The 17,903-nt window shown below is 70.6% G+C and carries 19 protein-coding genes; all 19 read right to left on the bottom strand.

Annotated elements, in window-relative coordinates; all coding sequences use genetic code 11:
* Nucleotides 1-11: 11 nt before the first annotated feature.
* On the bottom strand, nt 12-701 hold the full coding sequence (locus IFE19_RS17835) for a TonB C-terminal domain-containing protein (RefSeq protein ID WP_207826103.1): 690 nt from the start codon (nt 699-701) through the stop codon (nt 12-14).
* Between the two features lie 5 nt (nt 702-706).
* Entirely contained in the window at nt 707-1,117 is a 411-nt protein-coding gene (locus IFE19_RS04585; protein WP_207826101.1) for an ExbD/TolR family protein, read from the bottom strand.
* A 14-nt stretch (nt 1,118-1,131) separates the two neighbouring features.
* Complete coding sequence (locus tag IFE19_RS04580; protein WP_225910402.1) at nt 1,132-2,859, bottom strand: DUF2341 domain-containing protein; 1,728 nt, start codon at nt 2,857-2,859, stop codon at nt 1,132-1,134.
* Complete coding sequence (locus tag IFE19_RS04575; protein ID WP_225910401.1) at nt 2,859-4,388, bottom strand: ShlB/FhaC/HecB family hemolysin secretion/activation protein; 1,530 nt, start codon at nt 4,386-4,388, stop codon at nt 2,859-2,861. Before IFE19_RS04575 ends, IFE19_RS04580 begins: the two co-directional genes overlap by 1 nt.
* Before the next feature lie 191 nt (nt 4,389-4,579).
* Complete coding sequence (locus IFE19_RS04570) at nt 4,580-5,515, bottom strand: FecR family protein (RefSeq protein ID WP_207826094.1); 936 nt, start codon at nt 5,513-5,515, stop codon at nt 4,580-4,582.
* A gap of 47 nt (nt 5,516-5,562) precedes the next feature.
* Nucleotides 5,563-6,108, bottom strand: a complete 546-nt coding sequence (locus tag IFE19_RS04565; RefSeq protein ID WP_207826092.1) for an RNA polymerase sigma factor — start codon at nt 6,106-6,108, stop codon at nt 5,563-5,565.
* A gap of 10 nt (nt 6,109-6,118) precedes the next feature.
* Complete coding sequence (locus tag IFE19_RS04560; protein ID WP_207826091.1) at nt 6,119-6,733, bottom strand: energy transducer TonB family protein; 615 nt, start codon at nt 6,731-6,733, stop codon at nt 6,119-6,121.
* Between the two features lie 108 nt (nt 6,734-6,841).
* Nucleotides 6,842-7,501: an STN domain-containing protein gene (locus IFE19_RS04555; protein WP_207826089.1), complete on the bottom strand. Its 660-nt coding sequence runs from the start codon at nt 7,499-7,501 to the stop codon at nt 6,842-6,844.
* A gap of 9 nt (nt 7,502-7,510) precedes the next feature.
* A complete protein-coding gene (gspM, locus tag IFE19_RS04550) occupies nt 7,511-7,987 on the bottom strand; it encodes a type II secretion system protein GspM (protein WP_207826082.1) in 477 nt (158 codons plus the stop codon).
* Nucleotides 7,987-9,084: a type II secretion system protein GspL gene (gspL, locus tag IFE19_RS04545; protein WP_207826080.1), complete on the bottom strand. Its 1,098-nt coding sequence runs from the start codon at nt 9,082-9,084 to the stop codon at nt 7,987-7,989. Before gspL ends, gspM begins: the two co-directional genes overlap by 1 nt.
* Nucleotides 9,081-10,037, bottom strand: coding sequence for a type II secretion system minor pseudopilin GspK (gene gspK, locus IFE19_RS04540; protein WP_207826079.1), 957 nt, complete (start codon nt 10,035-10,037; stop codon nt 9,081-9,083). The genes gspL and gspK overlap by 4 nt, the downstream gene beginning before the upstream one ends.
* Before the next feature lie 38 nt (nt 10,038-10,075).
* Entirely contained in the window at nt 10,076-10,666 is a 591-nt protein-coding gene (gspJ, locus tag IFE19_RS04535; RefSeq protein ID WP_207826077.1) for a type II secretion system minor pseudopilin GspJ, read from the bottom strand.
* Entirely contained in the window at nt 10,663-11,022 is a 360-nt protein-coding gene (gspI, locus tag IFE19_RS04530; RefSeq protein ID WP_207826075.1) for a type II secretion system minor pseudopilin GspI, read from the bottom strand. The genes gspJ and gspI overlap by 4 nt, the downstream gene beginning before the upstream one ends.
* The gene (locus tag IFE19_RS04525; protein WP_263972814.1) at nt 11,015-11,440 is read right to left on the bottom strand and encodes a GspH/FimT family pseudopilin; all 426 of its coding nucleotides are present in this window, start codon (nt 11,438-11,440) and stop codon (nt 11,015-11,017) included. Before IFE19_RS04525 ends, gspI begins: the two co-directional genes overlap by 8 nt.
* Nucleotides 11,441-11,552: 112 nt before the next feature.
* Nucleotides 11,553-12,086: a type II secretion system major pseudopilin GspG gene (gspG, locus tag IFE19_RS04520; RefSeq protein WP_207826073.1), complete on the bottom strand. Its 534-nt coding sequence runs from the start codon at nt 12,084-12,086 to the stop codon at nt 11,553-11,555.
* Nucleotides 12,087-12,100: 14 nt separating this feature from the next.
* The gene (gene gspF, locus IFE19_RS04515) at nt 12,101-13,315 is read right to left on the bottom strand and encodes a type II secretion system inner membrane protein GspF (RefSeq protein ID WP_207826072.1); all 1,215 of its coding nucleotides are present in this window, start codon (nt 13,313-13,315) and stop codon (nt 12,101-12,103) included.
* Nucleotides 13,315-14,814 carry a type II secretion system ATPase GspE gene (gene gspE / locus IFE19_RS04510; RefSeq protein WP_207826071.1) on the bottom strand — a complete coding sequence of 500 codons (1,500 nt, stop codon included), beginning with the start codon at nt 14,812-14,814 and terminating at the stop codon, nt 13,315-13,317. Before gspE ends, gspF begins: the two co-directional genes overlap by 1 nt.
* A gap of 5 nt (nt 14,815-14,819) precedes the next feature.
* On the bottom strand, nt 14,820-16,937 hold the full coding sequence (gspD, locus tag IFE19_RS04505; RefSeq protein WP_207827408.1) for a type II secretion system secretin GspD: 2,118 nt from the start codon (nt 16,935-16,937) through the stop codon (nt 14,820-14,822).
* Nucleotides 16,937-17,806 carry a type II secretion system protein N gene (locus IFE19_RS04500; RefSeq protein WP_225910400.1) on the bottom strand — a complete coding sequence of 290 codons (870 nt, stop codon included), beginning with the start codon at nt 17,804-17,806 and terminating at the stop codon, nt 16,937-16,939. Before IFE19_RS04500 ends, gspD begins: the two co-directional genes overlap by 1 nt.
* Nucleotides 17,807-17,903 lie beyond the last annotated feature (97 nt).

Here is a 17,903-nt window from a genome sequence, read left to right as displayed (position 1 = left end):
CCCCAGGAAGGTCAGGCGCCGCTTCGGGCGTTCAGTTCGATACGCATGACGGGCAGACCGTCGGGCGGGCGGCGGGAAAGTCTCAGGCCGGTCAGGGCGCGTTGCAGGGCGGCGTCGCGGCGGGCGTCGCCAGTACCGCGCAGCAGACGGACCGAGGTGATCCGGCCTTCCGTGTCGACCGTGACCGCCAGCTGGGCGGAGTAGCGGCCCCGACTGAGGTCGCGCTCGCCCTGGACGGCCTGGGTCACCTCGCGACGGGTCAGTTCGCCATAGGCGCCGAAGCCGCCGTCGCCGCCGCCGGGACGCCCGCCGATGCGGGTCCCCGAGCCGTCGCCGCGCGCCAGACCGTAGTTGGACGGCCCGGCCCCTTCGCGGGCGGTCAGGGCGCTGTCTCCGACCGTCGGTTCGGACGGCGCGTCCGGCGGCGGCGGGGTGTCCTCGACCGGCTGATCCATCGGGGTCGGCGTGGGCTCGGGCGGCTTCTCTTGCGCGACTTCGGGCGGCGGCGGCGGAGGCGGCGGGGGCGGCAGGACCACCCGCACCGTCTTGTCCTCGCGCTGACGCTCGCTGACCGAGGCGGGCCGCAGGAAGGTGGCGGCCAGGACAGCGGCCAGCACCGCGACCGCCCCGACCACCGGCCAGTTGATCCTGCGCCGACGACGCGGCGGCGGCGGATCATCCGCCATGAAGGCGTAGGTCATGGCGCTCAGGCTCCCCCGCCGGGCGGGCGGGTCGAGGCCATGCCCAGGCTGCCGACGCCGACCTTGGAGCACAGGTCCAGCACCTGGATGATCTGGTCGTACTGCACCGCCCGGTCGCCGCGCAGGATCACCGGAAGGTCCGGCGTCGAGGCGATGGAGGCGCGCAGCTCCTGCTCCAGCTCGGCCATCGAGACCGGAACGGCATCGATCGACACCGTGCCGTCGTTGGCGACCGCGATAACCCGCGACTTGGGCTGGTCCAGCACCTGGGAGGCCGAGGCCGACGGCAGGTCGACCTTGATGCCCTGCACCGCCGCCGTGGTCAGCAAGATGAAGATGATCAGCAGCACGAAGGTCAGGTCGACCAGAGGCGTGATGTTGATCTCGTTATAGGGTTTCTTGCCCTGAACCTGCATGGGTCAGCGCTCCCCTATTCCGCCGCAAGGGCGGCGGCAGGGGCGTCCTGCCAGGTTTCGGCGATGCGCTTTTCCAGCTCGTCGACGAAGATCTGGTTGTCGGCGGTGACGTCCTCGACCCGGCTCAGCAGGTAGTTGTAGCCAAACAGGGCGGGGATCGCGACGGCCAGACCGGCGACGGTGGCCAGCAGGGCCGCGGCGATGCCGGGGGCGATGGCGTTAATGTTGACCTCGCCCGCCGCCGCCACCGAGGCGAAGGTGATCATGACGCCCAGAACCGTGCCAAGCAGGCCGATGAAGGGTCCGCCCGAGATGGCGATGGTCAGCAGCACCATCCACTTGTTCAGCTTCTGGCTCTCACGCACCTGACCAGCGTCGAGGGCCGAACGGATGGCGGCGATCGACTGCGGACGGATGGCGAAGCGGCTGCCCGACGCCTTGCCCTCGGCCAGACGCATGCCCAGTTCGTGACGACCGATCTGGTAGAGACGCGCCAGCGGCGAATGCTCGGTCAGGGCCGGCGGCAGGGCGCCGAGGCCGTCGTGTCCGTTCGAAGCCCGAGCCGACTGGCGATAGACGTCCAGGAACTCTTCGTTGGCGCGCGTGGTGCGGCCCAGCGTCAGCCCCTTGGAGATCATGACCCAGATGGCCAGGGCCAGCATGAAGCCCAGGATGATGATGACCACCCAGGCATCGACCGTCAGCGCCTTGAACAGGATGCCGAAATAGTTGTGCCCGCCGCTCTCGGTCTGTTCGGCCGTGTCGAAGGTCAGCAGCTTGGCGCCCTGCCCCTCGCTGGCGGCCGCCAGTTGGAAGGCGGCCTGCGGCAGGGCGACGCCCGCCACGCGGAACTCGTCGATCTCGCCAGTGAAGCCCTGACCCAGAACAGCGGGACCAGCCGACAGCGCGCCCGCGACCTCGCCGGCCGGCTGGCCGTTGACGAACAAGCTCGTTTTTTGACCGTCGTTGACCAGGGCGACGTGGGCCCAGGTTCCGGCCGGCAGGGCGGCGCCCGCGCTGCGTTGACCGGCGGCGTCGAGGAACAGGGTCGCGCCTTCCGAGATCAGGCCGAGGCCCGGCAGGCCCAACAGCTGACCGTCCGAACCCGGCTTGACCCAGAAGCTGACCGAGACCGGCCCCTGGGCGAAGGCTTCGGCGGGCACCGAGACGGCGGCGGCGCCGTCCAGCGTCAGGCTCTGGCCGATCAGGCCGCCCATATTGCGGCCTTCGCCGCCGACGCCATTCAGGCCGTTGGCGGTGGCGTCCTGCGGCGCGCCCGCGCCGTCGAAGTGCCAGACCAGCCTGTAGTCGGCGCCGAAGGTCGCGCCGGCGTTCTGGCCGGGCTCGGCCTTTTCATTGCCGTAGTAGGCGTAGATGGCCGAGGCGGCGCCGGGCTTCAGGTTCGACACGTCGACCCAGACCAGAGCCTGCTGCTCGGCGGGCGCCCACTTCTCGATGTGGAAGGCCAGCGGCGTGCGGTCGTCGCCCGCCACGAAGCGCAGGTCCGAGCCGTCCGCCTTGACGTCGGCGAAGTCGAAATTGCCGGTGTGCAGGCGGATCAGGACGGGGGTGCGGGCCACCTCGCCCGTCACGCCCGCCGCCTGGGCGTTCAGATTGATCTTGGTGCGATAGGCGTAGTCCGCCTGCCACCAACCCGCGGCGGCGGCCGGGGCTGCCGCCCCGATCAGCACGGCGGCGGCGAGGCCGCCGAGCAGCCCCTTCTTGGTCATCGTCAAAGCCATCAGAATTCCCCCCAGATGCGGAAGCGAACGGAAACCAGGCCCGCATCGCGGCCCGGCATGGAAATCAGGGGCGTGCCGACATCGACGGCCCCGTTGAGGTACTGGAAGAGGCGCAGCCGCCCGCCGACGCCGGCGCTCATCAGAAGGTTCTCGCCCTTCTGGCCCGGCAGCGGATCGTGGATGCCGACGAAGCCGGCGTCCCAGAAGCCGTAGAGGCGCAGCTCGTCCACGCCCGGCCAGTCGGCCAGCAACGGCGGCGAGCGCATTTCCAGCTGGGTGGCCAGGCCATAGTCGCCCATGGCCTCGCTCTCGCGATAGGCCCGGACCGTGTTCGAACCGCCGATGCCGAACTGCTCGTTGGAGATCAGCGGACGATCGGTCCACTGGGCCGACAGTTTGGCCATCAGTTGCAGGTCGTGGACCAGTTCCTCGGTGTGGGAGGCATCGACCTTGACCGTGAAGAAGCTCTGGCGGGCGTTGTAGCGCTTGGCGTCAAAGGCCCACTTGTCGTCGCCCAGCCCACGCACGCCCAGAACGCCGCTGAAGGTCAGGTCGCTGCGCCGCGCCTCGCCGCTCCAGTCGCCACGCCACGAGGCCATCAGCGGGAAGTACTCGATCGGCGCGGCGGCCCGGTCCGCGCCCAGGATCACGTCTTCCTTGAAGCTCTTCCAGTCGAAGCCGAGCGTCAGCGAATGATAGAAGCCGTCGCCGCCGCCCAGAGACCGGATCAGACGCAGCCCCGCCAGATCGCCCTTGCCGATGACATTGGTGCCGCCGACCACGGCGATGTCGCTGTCGGAATGGACGGCGTAGGCCAGCAGCTGCGTGCCGACGCCCAGGCGCATCAGATAGTTGCCGGAATAGACGGTGCCGTCCGTGGTCCGTTCCGGCGCCGTCTGGGCCGACAGGCTGAGGCTGTCGCCGCGCCCCCACATGTTGTCGTGACGCAGGGTCGCCGCCGTCCGCAGCTGGGTGGTCGAGGCGCTGGAGTAGTTGTTCAGCTCCAGCGAGCCATGCCAGGGCGAGGTCTCCTCGACCGCCAGCACCACGTCCAGCGTCCCCGGCGCCACGCCCGCGCGTAGTTCCGGCGTCACCCGCCGCGTGGGGTTCTGGTTCAGCGCCACCACGTCGCGCTGGAAGTCCGGAAGGTTCGGCGTCTGGCCGGGCGTCAGCGACGGCGCCTGGGCGCGTACGGCGTCGGGTCGCTTCGCGCCCTCGACCAGCACCTGACCGATCGGCTGCTCGGCGACCTCCAGCATCAGGACGCCGCCTTCGACCGACTGCTCGGGAATGAAGACGGAAACGGCCACGAAGCCGCGCGCTTCATAGGCGGCCTGAAGCGCCGCCCGCGCCGCCTCCACGTCGTCCGAGGTCCGGCCCGGCCCCATGAAGGGATAGACCGCCCGCTCCACCGCCTCTGGCGGCAGGACGGTGTTGCCCTTCACCTGAAAGGCGCGAACCTCAAAGCTCGCCTCGTCCTGCGCCTTCGCAGGCGAGGCGTGAACAGCCAGAACAGCGGCCAGCGCCAAGGCGCTCGCCGCGCCTCTCAGCGCGCAATGTCTCTTGTAATCCAGCATCAATCCCCCGTGACGCGACGGCCGCCGAGGCGACCGACGCCCCGCACTTGGTCGTCAGGGGAGAGACACGTGCGCCCGACACAGGCGCAAAGATTTAGCGTGAAGATTTCGCGACGTTTTCCAGTCGCTTATGTGCTGTTTCGTCAGGCCACGAGGACAACATCGCCGGGCAGTCGCGTGGCGCGAACCCCATAGGCCAGCCGCATCTGGTCAATGACCTGATCGATGCGATCGGTATGGAAGGCGCCGTTGACGCGGCGGTTTCTCAGGCGCGGATCGGCGATGACGATGCGCCCCGTGCGATAGCGATTGATCTCCTCGATCACGTCGCCGAGGCGCTGGTCGCGGAAGACCAGCAGCCCGCGCCGCCAGGCCGCCTCGGCCTCCGGGTCGATGGCCGTCGGCGCCTGCATCTGCTTCTGATCATAGGTGACGCTGTGCTGCGCCGACAGCGTCGCCGCCTGCCCGGCTGAGCGCACCTGCGCCGCGCCTTCCAGACAGGAAACCCGCACCTCACCATCCAGACAGCGCATCGCGAGCCGCGCTTGCGACGCCGTGGTCTCGCCGTCCCGGGCGAAGATCGACAGGGGCGCGTCGGGGCGGTTGATGGTCACGACCGCCTCCCCCGTCAGCAGTTCAAAGGCGCCCTCACCCGCCGACGGCCGCAGGGCGATCCGCGTCAGGGTGTTCAGCTCGGCCGAGACCCCCGCCGTCAATTCAACGCGCCGCGTCTCGCCCTTGACCGTAGTGAAGTCGGCGGGCGCAGGCGCAAAGCGCGTCGTTCCCGACCGCTCGGCCATGACGGCGACCCCGGCGGCCGAAGCGGCGATGGCGCCGCCCACCACCATGCGGCGGCTCATGCCCCGTCGGGCGGCCGGTTGCATGACTTGCTCGCGGCGTAGGTCCGCAGCCGCCTGTCGCGCCGCCTTGTGCAACCGCGCCGCCTGAACAAAGGCGCGCTCGTGGCGCGCATCCGCCTGACGCCAGATCGCCAGGTCCAGGGCGTCGTCCTGCGTCGCCTCGCCTGACATCAGGCGACGCACCCAGTCCTGGGCCTGCTCGACGACCGCGTCGTTCACGTCCTGATCTCGCCGCTCATGTCCGGCCTCCGGGGCGCTCCTGTAATTCATGACACGCCACCGTCGGAACGGCGCAAGGATATGACCCTGGGTTGAGCCAGATTCTTCTGCAAGGCCTCGGTCGCCAGTTTCAGTTCGTGCTGGACCGTGCGCTGGGCCACGCCGTGGCGTTCTGCGATCTCGGCCGTCGACAGGCCATCCAGCCAGGCGGCGGTGCAGATAGCCAGACGCCGCGCGGGCATCCGCGCCATCGCCGCCTTGACCGTGGCCAGATCGGACCGCGCCTCGGCCACGGTAGCCGGGTCCGGGTTCTCATCAGGCACGTCCAGCAAGGCCGCGACCTCGTCAAAACCCAACAGGCGTCGGTCGCGCCGTCGTGCATTGGCGGCGATGTTCAGCGCCATGCGGTACAGATAGGCCGTCGGATGACGCACCTCGTCCTGAGGTCCGCTGCTCGACAGCTTCACATAGGCGTCCTGCAGCGCGTCGCGCGCCATCTCGCGCGAGCCCAGCCGCGCGCTGAGACCGCTCAGCAGGGTCTCGTACTTCTCGACCAGATGGCCACGCAGGCGGGCGGCGGCGTCCGTCACCATGCCGACACTCTCATTCGCCGACTCGCACGCCGGCGCTCCGCGTCGAGGCGGCGTAGCGCAACGGCACGATCAGATCGATCGCTCCCGGCAAGGTCGCGGGCAGACCCGGCAGGGGTTCCGCGCGCTGCAGGGTCTGCAGCGCCGCCTCATCCAGAGACACGACCCCTGAGCTGGTCTCGATCCAGGCGTCCATGACGCGCCCGTCGCGCTGGACGATCAGACCGACCCGCACCACTCCGGTCGGACGCGGGCTGGTCAGCGAGGCGGGATAGGCATGAAACCGCGCCAGATGGCTTTCGACCCGCCGGTAGTAGTCAGACACCGCGCCGGGATCAGCCGCCGCCGCCGGCATGGCCGCCGCGCCTCCGCTCGCCGTCTGGGCCGGCGCCGCCTTAGCCTCTCCGGCCATGGGCAAGGTCGGCGCTTCGGCGCTTGGGCTGGCGGTCTCGGCCGCGTTTGAGGACACTTCTGTGCGGTCGCTGTCGCCGACCTGTCGGCGAGCCATGTCGATCAGCTCGACATTGACCGCGTGCGGCCGGGTCTCGGGCGCCGCTACACCCTGCGGAATGGCCGATGACGCCAGCAGAACCGCCGCCGCCCCGCCATGCAGGGCCGCCGACGTCATCGCGCCAAGAAGCCAGTTTCGCGTCATGGATGGAGGCCGAGCCGTCAGAGCCGCTGGAACCCCGCCTCCCTAAACCGACACCGGCGACAGAACGGTGACGCTGATATGTCAGTGACGCTGACGGACGCGAAACTCGATCCGCATCGGCTGCGGCAGATCCGGCGGCGGAGCCGGAAACCGCAGCGTCGAGGCCAGGGTCAGAAATTCGGCGTCGCGCCCCGCCTCGCCTGAACCATTCAATACTTCGACCCGGCGCGTCGCCCCGTCTCCAGCCACCCACAGCCGCACGCTCAGGGCATAGTCGCCGCCAGACAGCACCGCATCCCGCCGCAGAGCCTCGACCGTCTGACGCTGCACCGCCTCCGCATAGGCGCGCGCCTCGGCGTTCGCGCCTGACCGGCCGATAATCGGCGCCGCCGTCGCGGTGATAGGGTTAAGCGTCACCGCCGAGGTCGATCCAGCGTAGATCACCACCGCCCCTGCCGGAGTGAACCGCGCCGTCAAGCCGGTTCCGGCCAGCATCAGCGCCAGGGCTTCTCGCGACCGCATCCGACCCGACACCGGCGACGACCGGCGTCCCGCAGCCAGCGAACTATCATAGAGCATCTGCAACCCGGTCGAGACTGAAAAGGCCGCCAGCGCCTGATCCAGCGGCTGGGCCCTCAGTTCAAATTCTCGCGCGCCGTCCGCCTCCGCCCGGCCGGCGTCGGCTTGAACAATCGCGATCAGCGCCACCAAGCCCAGAAGCCATCGACGAGGAAGCCGCATGCCCACACGCTAGCCTTTCAGCGATCCTTGCGCGTCCAGCGTCGCGTCGGCGTTTTCGATCACCGTCAGTTCGTGAACTTCCACACCGTAGTCAGCCTTCAAGCTCGCCAGCCAGTCGAACAGAGCCGCCGAGGTCACGCCCGGCGCGTCGAACCCGATGCCGCCCGTCTCGTCTACCGACAGGGTCACGCCCAGGCCCGCCGCCTCGGCGGTGCTGCGCGCCGCCTGCTCGACCTCGGCCAGCGGCATGGCCGCCTTCTTCTGGGCCGTCCCCCGGCTGGCCAGACCGGCTTCGATCCGCGCCAGACCGGCCGTCGCCTCGCCCCGCCGTTCCGCCGCGGCCTCGCGCCAGGCGAAGGCGGGTCGCACGATCAGCAGCCAGATCAGGACCGCAACGATCAGCAAGCCCATGACCGCCAGCATCCCCTGCTCACGCACCGAGCGCCCGCTCCACCACAGGCCGATCGACTGGATCATCCGGTTCATCAGGCGCCTCCCACGCGGACTTCCGAGACGACCTTGCCCTGATCGTCCACGGTGCTTTCATCGGTCAGAGACATGCCATGCCCGGCCATGGCCTGCTGCAGGGCGTCGAGGTCCTGATAGGCGGCATAGGTGACGGTGGCTCGAACGCCGTCATCGCCAGCGGTCAGACTGTCCAGTTCGGCCCCCTCCACGCTCTCGACAGCGGCGAACAGGGCGGCGGCGGCGGCCGTCGCGCCGCCCGGCGGCGGCGCTTTGGCTAGACGACGCGTAGCCTCGGCCACAGCGTCGGCGTTCGCCTCGATGTCCGGGAAGGCCCCTCGCGCAGCCGCTTCGGCGCGGTGCTCGGCGTTGCGGGCGCGCCACTCGTCATGCCCGGCGGAGGCGAGGGTCAGGATCAAGGGCGAGACCGCCAGCGCCGCCGCCAGGGCTGCGGCCCGCTTCCACCCGCGCCGATCGGCCTCGACCCGCCGTCCCGCCCCCGCCAGCAGGTTGATCGGCGGGTTCAGCGCCGCCGAGGCCAGCAGGCGCTCGATCTCGTCGGCGCGACCGATGCGCTCCAGCACGCGCCCCGCCGCCACGGCCTCGGCCAGATCGGGCTGGACGCTGAGCGCCATTTCACGCCCGCGCAGGGCCAGATCGGCGCCGAAGACAGCGGCGCTGAGCGCCCCCTCCTCGGCCGGTTCCGGCAGGATCAGGCTGTCGGGGATCATGACGTCGGCCTTCAGGCCAAGACTCGACAGATAGTCGCCCCAGGCCTGCAGCAGCGAACGACTGGCCACCGCGACCAGCCGCCGCTCGCCCGGCGCCGGAACCGGCCCCAGCGCCGCGCTCAGTCGGTCGGCGGGCGCCGCCAGGTCGTCGCGCAGCCCATGCAGGGCCGCCGCCGCCACCTGGGCCGGACTACCCGTCGGCAAGTCCAACCAGCGGATCAGGACGTCGGCGCCGGGAACCACGGCCACGGTCCGCATCGGCTCGGGCGGCTGCCCGTCCAGTTCGACCACGCCGCGCGTCAACACGTTTCCCTGCGCGTCCAGCGTCAGGCAGGACGCCGGCAGGGCCGCCGAGGGCGGGATCAGGATCAATCGGATGCGGCTCATTCGTCCAGGGTCCAGCGTTGGATGACGGTGCGCGCGGGACCGGCCTGGGGCAGCTCGATCAGGGCGGTGCGGACGGCGCGGCTTCCGCCGTACTCCACATCCACGCGCAGGTTGAAGAAGCGGGTCAGGACCGTCAGCTGGTCCTGCACCGGGATCGACAATTGCACCCCCGCCATTGGCCCCTGCATCAGGAAGGCGTTGGCGTCGCTCCAGCCGCTGGCGGGCCGGGCGGCGATGGCGGCGCGGGCCGAGGCCAGACTGAGTTTGCCGTCCGCCAGCATGACCAGCAGCGGCGCCTGATCGGGCCTCAGGGTGTTGGGGTTGATCGGCGACAGGTCCGTGGTCGGCAGGGCGCAGAGGTAGGGCCGCAAGGTCGCATAGGTCGCGGCGTCCACGCCCTTCACGGCGCGCAGTTCGCTGACCTCGGCCAACAGGGTCCCGGCGGTGCGATAGGGCTGCGTCTGACCGGCATAGGCGGCGTCCTCGCCTCCTTGCGCGCGCGGGGTCGTGTCGGTGTCGATCCAGTCGGTCAGGGCGTCGGCGATCGCGCGCATCCGTCCCTCGGGCAGGTTCAGGGCACGGCCCAGGGCGACGAACTGCTGAAGGCCCAGAGGTCGGGCGACATAGACCTCCAGCTGGCCCTCGACCACGCTGTTCAGATTGAAACAGGCCTGACCGTCGCTGAGGCGAGCGGTGATGGTCCCGTCCTCCACCGGGAAGCTGAGGACCCGACCGTTCCAGTCGGGCTGGATCGGCGTCTTCACCGGATCAAGGTCGCGCAGGCGGTTGATCTGACGCCGCGCCAGGGCTTCGGCCCCCGCCGCATACCACTGGGCCTGACTCTGGGTTTCCGCGTTCATCGTCCGGCGCACCGAGAAGCGGATGTCGTCCAGCACCAGCACCGCCACCGCCGCCATCACCGCCACCAGCAGCAGAACGGTCAGCAGGGCCATGCCTTCCCTGTCTCTGGGCAGATCCTTCAGACGCGCCCTCATCGGCCGCCCCCGACGACGAACAGCTGGCGCACCGGGCCGTAGCCCTCCAGCGTCAGGTCCAGCCGCACCGCGTCCGGCAGCGGCCGGTCCGGCGACGGCAGGAAGCGGGGCGTCTCGGCGCCGTCGCTGATGAAGGCCAGCGTCGGCGCGCTAACCCCTTGATACAGCACCTGCGGCGGGCCGGGCCGCGCGCCGTCCAGATAGGGATAGATCCTTCGTTCCAGCCGGTCCTCGACCAGCCGGTACTCGACCCGTTGCAGCGAGGCGCGCGGGCGGCCGTCCGGGTTGCTCCACCCGGCGCGGACCAGGACCAGCAGGGGATCGCCGGGCGCCTCGGCGGCCAGGATGGGCGAGGTCGCGGGCTGGCCGTTGGCGGCGCGCACGCGGCGTGGCGCGGCCTGGCCCAGATCGGCGCGCAAGGTCGCGCGCAGGCGCTGCAGCTCGGCGGTGCGGTCGGTCGAAGCCTTGACCACGAAGCGGTTGTCGATGCTCTGGCTCAGCACCAGCACCCCCGCCGCCGCCAGCAGGGCGAAGATCAGCAGGGCGATCATCACCTCGATCAGGGTGAAGCCGGAACGGGATTTCATGACCCGACCGCCCGGAACAGGACGCGCTCGGCCGCCTGCCCCTCGTCATCGGAGACGCGGATGTCGATACGCAGGATGTCGGGGTCGTCGGTGGCCGAAACCGAGCGGGTCCAGCGCCAGTCGCGGCCGGCCAGGGCTTCGCTCCCGTCGCTGTCGCCCGGAGCCGGTGCGGGTTGGGCCGTCATGGCTTCGACCGCCAGGTTCTCGGCCACGATCCCGCCCAGGGTCCGCGTCTCGGCGCGCGCGGCCGAGCGCGTGTTCTCGCCGCCGAGGTTCAGCAGGGCCAGAGCCGCCAGGGCGAACACCGCCAGCGCCACCAGAAGCTCAATCAGAGTGAAGCCGGATCGCCTAGCCATCGACCTTCACCTCGCCCGCCGCGTCGACGGCGACGGTCACGGCGCGGGGGCCGCGCGACAGGGTGAGCGACGCCGCTTCGGCTACTCCGGTCGGGTCGAAGACCACGCGCAGGGGCGCATCCGCAGGCAGGCCCTCGGGCCGCGCGGCGGTGTCCTCGGCCCAGCGTTCCTCTCCGAACGGGCCGTCCGTCAGGGGCGACCACTGCACGCCGTCGAAGCTGGAAAAGGCATAGCCCGTCGTCGTCGCCTCCACCGCGACGGCGCGATTGGTCAGCAGGGCCTCCTCGCGCGCCCGGACCAGCCGCGCGGCGAAGCGCTCGGCCTCGTCGCCGACGGGCGGGCGCGGGTCCGGCACGGCCAGCACCACGGCGGCGGCGGCCAGGCCCATGATGGCGACGACCATCAGCAGCTCAACCAAGGTGAAGCCCTGACGGGCTCCACCTTGGCCTTTTTCGCTATCGCTCGTCGCGCGGCGGCTCGCTGCATGAGCGAGATTGCGTGCGCGCGACAATAGGGTTGCGGCGAACGCCTCAGCTCTGCCAGTTGCCGATGTCGGCGTCATTGCCCTCGCCCCCTTCCTTGCCGTCGGCGCCGAAGGAGAAGACGTCGAACTGGCCGCCGTGGGCGGACGGGCGGCGGTACTGGTAGGCGTTGCCCCAGGGGTCTTCCGGCAGGCGGCGGATATAGCCGCCCTCGCGATAGCGCTCGGGGCGGGCCAGACCGGCGGGCGGCGACGTCAGGGCGTTGAGGCCGCTCTGGGCGTCAGGGAAGGTCAGGTTGTCGAGGCGGTAGGTTTCAATGGCCTGTTCCAGCGTCGAGATGTCGGCCCTCGCCTTGCCGATCATGGCCTTGTCCTGGGTCGGCAGGACATTGATCGCCACCACCGTGGCCAGCAGGCCGATGATGACGATGACGACCATCAGCTCGACGAGCGTAAAGCCCTGACGGGCTTTGCGCGAAGAGGCGCTATCGCGAGCGACGCGGTCGCTCGCTGCTTGAGCGCAGATGCAGGCGCTGTCGGTTGCGGCGGGCTCGGCGGAATGTTGCGGCTGAATTTCGGTCATGGCGGGTTCCGGTCTCACCCCATCGCCAGGGTGTTGATCTGAAGGATGGGCAGAAGGATCGACAGGACGATCAGGGCGACCACGCCGCCCATGACGACGATGATCGCGGGCTCGAGGAAGCTGAGCATGACGGCGGTGAAGGCGCTGAACTCGCGTTCCAAATAGTCGGCGGCGCGCTCCATCATCGGCTCCAGCCGACCGCTGGCCTCGCCCGACGCGGTCATGTGCACCAGGATGGGCGGGAAGACGTCGGCGCGGCGCATGGCGGCGGACAGGCCCCCGCCCTCGCGCACGGCGTCGGCCATGGTCTCGGTCGAGGCGCGCAGGGCCCGGTTGGACACGGTACGGGCCGTGATGGTCAGCCCCTCCAGCACCGGCAGGCCCGCCGCGATCATGGTCGACAGGGTGCGCGCCATCCGCGCCCCGTGCAGATCACGCGTCAGCCGCCCGACGACGGGCAGGCGCAGCATCCGCCGGTCCACCGCCAAGCGGAAGCCGGAATTCCTCATCCCGGCGACGAAGCCGCCGATCCCGCCCGCTAGCACCAGGGCGATCAACCAGCCCCAGTGGCGCATCAGGTCCGAGACCCCGATCACCGCCCGCGTCAGCAGGGGCAGGGTCTGGTTCATGCTGTCGAACTGATCCACCACCTTGGGCACGACGAAGACCATCAGGGCCGTCACCACGCCCAGAGCCACCAGGGCCAGGACGGCGGGATAGACCAGGGCCGTGATCACCTTGCCGCGCACCTGCTGGTCGCGCTCCAGCCCCTCGGCCAGACGCTCCAGAATGGGGCCGAGCGCGCCGGACGCCTCGCCCGCCGCGACGGTGGCGCGAAAGAGGGGCGGAAAGGCCGCGCCCTGCCGGGCCATGGCTTCCGACAGGCGCTGGCCCTCGACCACCCCGGCGTGGACGCCCGACAGGACGCGGCGCACGTCGGGCCTCTCGGCCTGCAGCATCAGGGTGCGCAGGGCCTCGTCCACCGGGGCGACGGTGATCAGGGTGGCCAGCTGGCGGGTGGTCAGGGCCAGGGTGCGCGACGACAGCTTGCGGCTGCGGCGCGGGGTCTTTTCCGCAGTCGCAGCAGCGCCAGAGGCCCGGCTCAGCGACAGGGGCATCAGGCGGCGGCGCTCCAGCGTCTTGCGCGCGGCGGCCTCGTCGGGCGCGCTCAGCACGCCAGCGACGGTGCGGCCCGCAACGTCCACGGCGCTGTAGTCGAAGGCGGGCATCAGGCCGCAGCCTCAGGCAAAGGATGCGCCTCGGGCGTTTCCTGGCGGGTGACGCGCACCGCCTCCTCAACCGAGGTGACGCCCGCCAGCACCAGGCCACGCGCCCGATCCGACAGAGTTCCGCCCTGCGGGAAGGCGGCGTTGATCAAGGCTTCCTCGTCGGCCTCGGCGGCGATCAGGCGGCGGACCTTGTCGTCGATCTTCAGCGTCTCATAGACGCCGACGCGGCCGACATAGCCGGTGTGGTTGCACGATCCGCAGCCCTGCGCCCGCCAGACGGTCGCGCCCTCGGTCACGCCGCACAGGCGGGCGGTGGCGGCGTCGGCGGGCTCGGACTGGCGGCACTCCCCGCACAGGCGCCGCACCAGACGCTGGGCCACGATCAGCCGCAGGGTCGAGGCCAGAAGGAAGGGCTCCACCCCCATGTCGCGCAGGCGCGTCACGGCCCCGGCGGCGTCGTTGGTGTGGACGGTGGACAGGACCAGATGCCCGGTCAGCGAGGCCTGAACGGCCACGCCCGCCGTCTCCACGTCGCGGATTTCGCCGACCATGACCACGTCCGGGTCCTGGCGCAGGATGGCGCGCAGGCCCGTCGCGAAGGTCATGCCGACCTTGGGATTGACCTGAGTCTGGCCGACGCCGTCGATGGCGTATTCCACCGGGTCCTCGACCGTCAGGATGTTGCGCGTCGCGTCATTGAGCAGCGACAGACCGGCGTAGAGGCTGGTCGTCTTGCCCGAGCCGGTCGGCCCGGTGACCAGGATGACGCCGTTCGGCTCGCGAAGGGCCGTGCGGAAGGCGTCGTGCGCCTCGGCGTCCATGCCCAGCTGGTCCAGCGACAGGCCCGCCTGATCCTTGTCCAGAATCCGCAGCACCACCCGCTCGCCCGCCCGCGACGGCAGGGTCGAGACGCGCACGTCCAGGGTCTTGCCGCCGAGCGCCAGAGGGATGCGCCCATCCTGCGGCACGCGCTTCTGGGCGATGTCCAGCCGCGCCATGACCTTGATGCGCGACACCAGCAGGGGCGTGATGCGCGGGTTCAGGCTGAGGCTTTCACGCAGCACCCCGTCGACCCGCATCCGCACGATCAGGGCGCTCTCATAGGGCTCCAGATGGATGTCCGAGGCGCCCGCGCGCACGGCCTCGGCGATGATGCCGTTGATCATGCGGATGACCGGGGCGTCGTCGGCGGAGTCCAGCAGGTCGGCGGCGGCGGGCAGGTCCTCGATCAGGCCGTCGAGGCCCGACGGCATGTCCATGGGCTCATCGCCCGCGCTCAGGTCGCCCGCATAGACATCGGACAGGCGGCGGTCGAACTCGGCCTGATCCATGGCCTGAACCTGCAAGGGCCGCCCCAAGGCGCGGCGCGTCTCGATCAGGGCCAGCGGGTCGGCGCCGTCGCGCAGGCCGACCACGGCGATGTCGCCCGCGTCCAGCAGGATGACGCCGTTCCGTTTGGCGAAGCCATAGGGCAGGGTCGGATTGACCAGGGTGATCATGGCCCTCAGCCCTGTGGCGGGACGGCGTTGGCGGCGGGGGCCAGCGGGCTGATCGTCACCTCGCCCACGGGGGCCGCCACGCCCGGCGCCGGGTTGTCGATGGCGCGCGGCGCGACCGGGGCCTGTGTCCGCATATAGTCGCGCAGCATCTCGTCCAGGCTGGGCTCGACGCCCGGCTGCGACCGCAGCTGCTCGCCGCGCATATAGCCCCAACGGTCGGCGCTCAGTTGCTGAGCGTCGCCCGGCGTGCGGACGATGGTCGGGCGGATGAAGACCATCAGATTGGTGCGCCCGCGCTGGCGGCTGGTCGACTTGAACAGGTTGCCGAGCACCGGCACGTCGCCCAGCCCCGGCACCTTGTCGATCGACAGGCGGTCATTCTGATCCAGCAGGCCGCCCGCGACCGCGATCTCGCCGTCGTCCACGACCAGGGTCGTCTCCAGCTCACGCTTGTTCAGCACCAGGTCCGACGCGCCGCGCGTCAGGACGCCGTTGATGCTGGACACCTCCTGCCGCAGGAACAGGGTGATGGAGCCGCCCGCATTGATCTGCGGCTTGACGATCAGCTTGACCCCGATGTCCTGACGCTGGGTCGTGCGGAATGGGTTGGAGTTGCCGTCCAGCAGAGCCTCGCCGGTCGTGATCGGCACCTCCTGACCGACCAGGATGGTGGCCTCCTCATTGTCCAGCGTCATCAGCGACGGGGTCTGGAGAAGGTTGGAGCCCTCGTCCGACTTGGCCGCATTGATGATGAAGCCGAACAGGCCGTCCGAGCCGATGCGCCCGCCGCCCCCGCCGATGAAGCCGTTGGCGCCCAGCAGGCTGTTCAGGGCCAGGTTCTGAAGCTGCTCGCGCAGCGGGTCGTCCTTGTCCAGCTGACCTGCGGCGGCCCCGCCCGCCAGCGGAACCAGGGGCGCGGCGCGGTCGGAATAGTTGGTCAGGCCGATGGGATTGCCGTCCGATCCGGCCAGCAGCCACTGCACCCCCAGCTCGCGCACGGCGGTGTCGCCCAGCTCGACCACGATGGCCTCGATCAGGACCTGCTGACGGCGGCTGTCCAGCTGGCGGATGACCTCGGCCAGCATCCGCTGGGTGTCGGCCGACGCCGAGATGACCAGGGCGTTGGCGCCGGGGAAGCGGGCGATGCTGGCCTTCTGGCCGGGCGCCGGCGCGGCCGGAGCGGAAACAGGCTGAGGCGCCGGGGTCTCGCCGCCGCCGGTTCCGGGACGGACAATGGCGGGCGTCGCAGCAGCCGGAGCCGTCACCGGCTGGCCGACGATCTGTTGCAGCACGGGCAGCAACTGCTCGGCGTTGGCGTGTTGCAGGAAGACGACCTTGACGTCGTCCGCCGAGCGGGCGCGGCGGTCCAGATCCTCGACCAGAGGCCGCACCCGCGCCACGGCGGCGGGGTCGCCGCGCAGGATGACGGAGTTGGAGCTGGCCACAGGCGTCACCGACACCATCCCCTGCCCCGGCTGGCCGCCGGGCGGGGCCAGAACCTGAGCCAGGACGCCCGCGATCTCGGCGGCGGAAGAGTTTTCCAGCGTCACTACGTCGAAGGCGGCCCGGTCCACGTCGATGCGCTGAATCAGGCTGCGGATGCGGCTCAGGTTGTCAGCGAAGTCGGCGACCACGACGCTGTTGCCGCTGGGGTTGGCCAGGACCTGCCCCTGGGCGCCCACCAGAGGCCGGATGGTCTCGGCGGCCGAGGCGGCGTCGATATTGCGCAACTGAAAGACCTGGGTCGAGAAGCGCTCAGACCCCACGGTGGACGGTCCCTGCGCCGCGCCCTGGGCTGGGCTGATGCGATAGGCGCCGGAACTGGTCGGCGTCACCACCAGGCCGTTGGCGCGGAGCGTCGAGAGGAAGACCTCGAACAGCTCGGTGCGGTTCAGCGCCCGCTGGCTGGTCACGGTGACGTTTCCGGTCACGGCGGGATCGACGATGAAGGTGCGGCCCGTGGTCCGGGCCACGTCCTGGATGAAGGCGCGGATGTCGGCGCCCTGGACGTTCAGGGTCTGGCGCGCGCCCTCTTGGGCGAGAACCGGCGAGGCCAGCAGCGGGCCTTGCACGGCGATCAGGGCCGACAGGGCGACGGCGGCGAAAGAGCGGTGAAGGCGCATCACGGGCCGGTCCTTATGGTGGTGGTCTGCACCCGGCCGTTCCGCTCGAAGCGGATCTCGGCGGCGCTGCTGCCGGATAGGTCGCCGCCCAGTTCGGACAGACGTTCCAGACTGTTCAGTTCGGCCCCGTTGACGGCCAGGATGACGTCGCCGGATTGCAGCCCCGCCGCCCGCAACGCCGCCCCATCGCCGCGCGCGGCCAGGGTGAAGCCCTTGATGCGAAGCCCGTCCATGCGCGGACGCAAGGAGGCCTGAGCCATCAGCCTTTGCGGATCGACCACCGGCCCGGTCGGCGCGGCGGCGGGGGCCGCAGCTGAGACCGGGGCCGGCGCGCCGGTCGGCGTCATGACCTGGGCGGTTGTGGGCGGCGGAGGCGGCGCGGCCGCGCCTGCGGGCGTCTCGGTGAAGACCAGTCGGCTGACCGATCCGCCGCGCGAGACGGTGACGAAGTCCTCGCCCACCGAGGCCAGGGTCAGGCCCTCGGAAATGGTCTCGCCCACCCCGACCGAGACCTGGCGGCCGTCGGGCAGGCCGATGATGGCCGAGCCGCCGTCGGGGCCGCCCGCACGCACCCCGAACAGGCGCAAGGAATCGCTGTCAGCGCCGGCGGCCTCGGCCAGGCTGCTCTTGTCGCCGGTGCGGAAGAAGGCGTCGAAACGCTGGAAGATGGAGGCGTCCAGGGGCGCGGCCTCGGCGCGGGCGGCGACCGCCGTTTCCGGCTCGGGCGAGACGAAGATCCAGGCCAGACGGCCGGCCTGCACCGCCAGCAGGGCGACCAAGGCGATCTCGACGCCCGCACGAATCCGCCCCGGCCGCGCGGCTATCACCGTGCGCGCCTGACGCCCCCATTCCCCGACCCGTGCGATCACGCCCGACGCTCCGAACACCCCCGAAAACGGGAACCCCGGCTGCTTACTCCAGCAGCCGGGGTCAGAGCCTCACGCCACGATGACGGGCTTGAGACGT

It is taken from the genome of Brevundimonas pondensis (assembly GCF_017487345.1).
Taxonomy (GTDB): domain Bacteria; phylum Pseudomonadota; class Alphaproteobacteria; order Caulobacterales; family Caulobacteraceae; genus Brevundimonas; species Brevundimonas pondensis.
The sequence above is the reverse complement of the archived record's forward strand: the minus strand, read 5'-3'. Positions and strand labels throughout refer to the sequence as shown.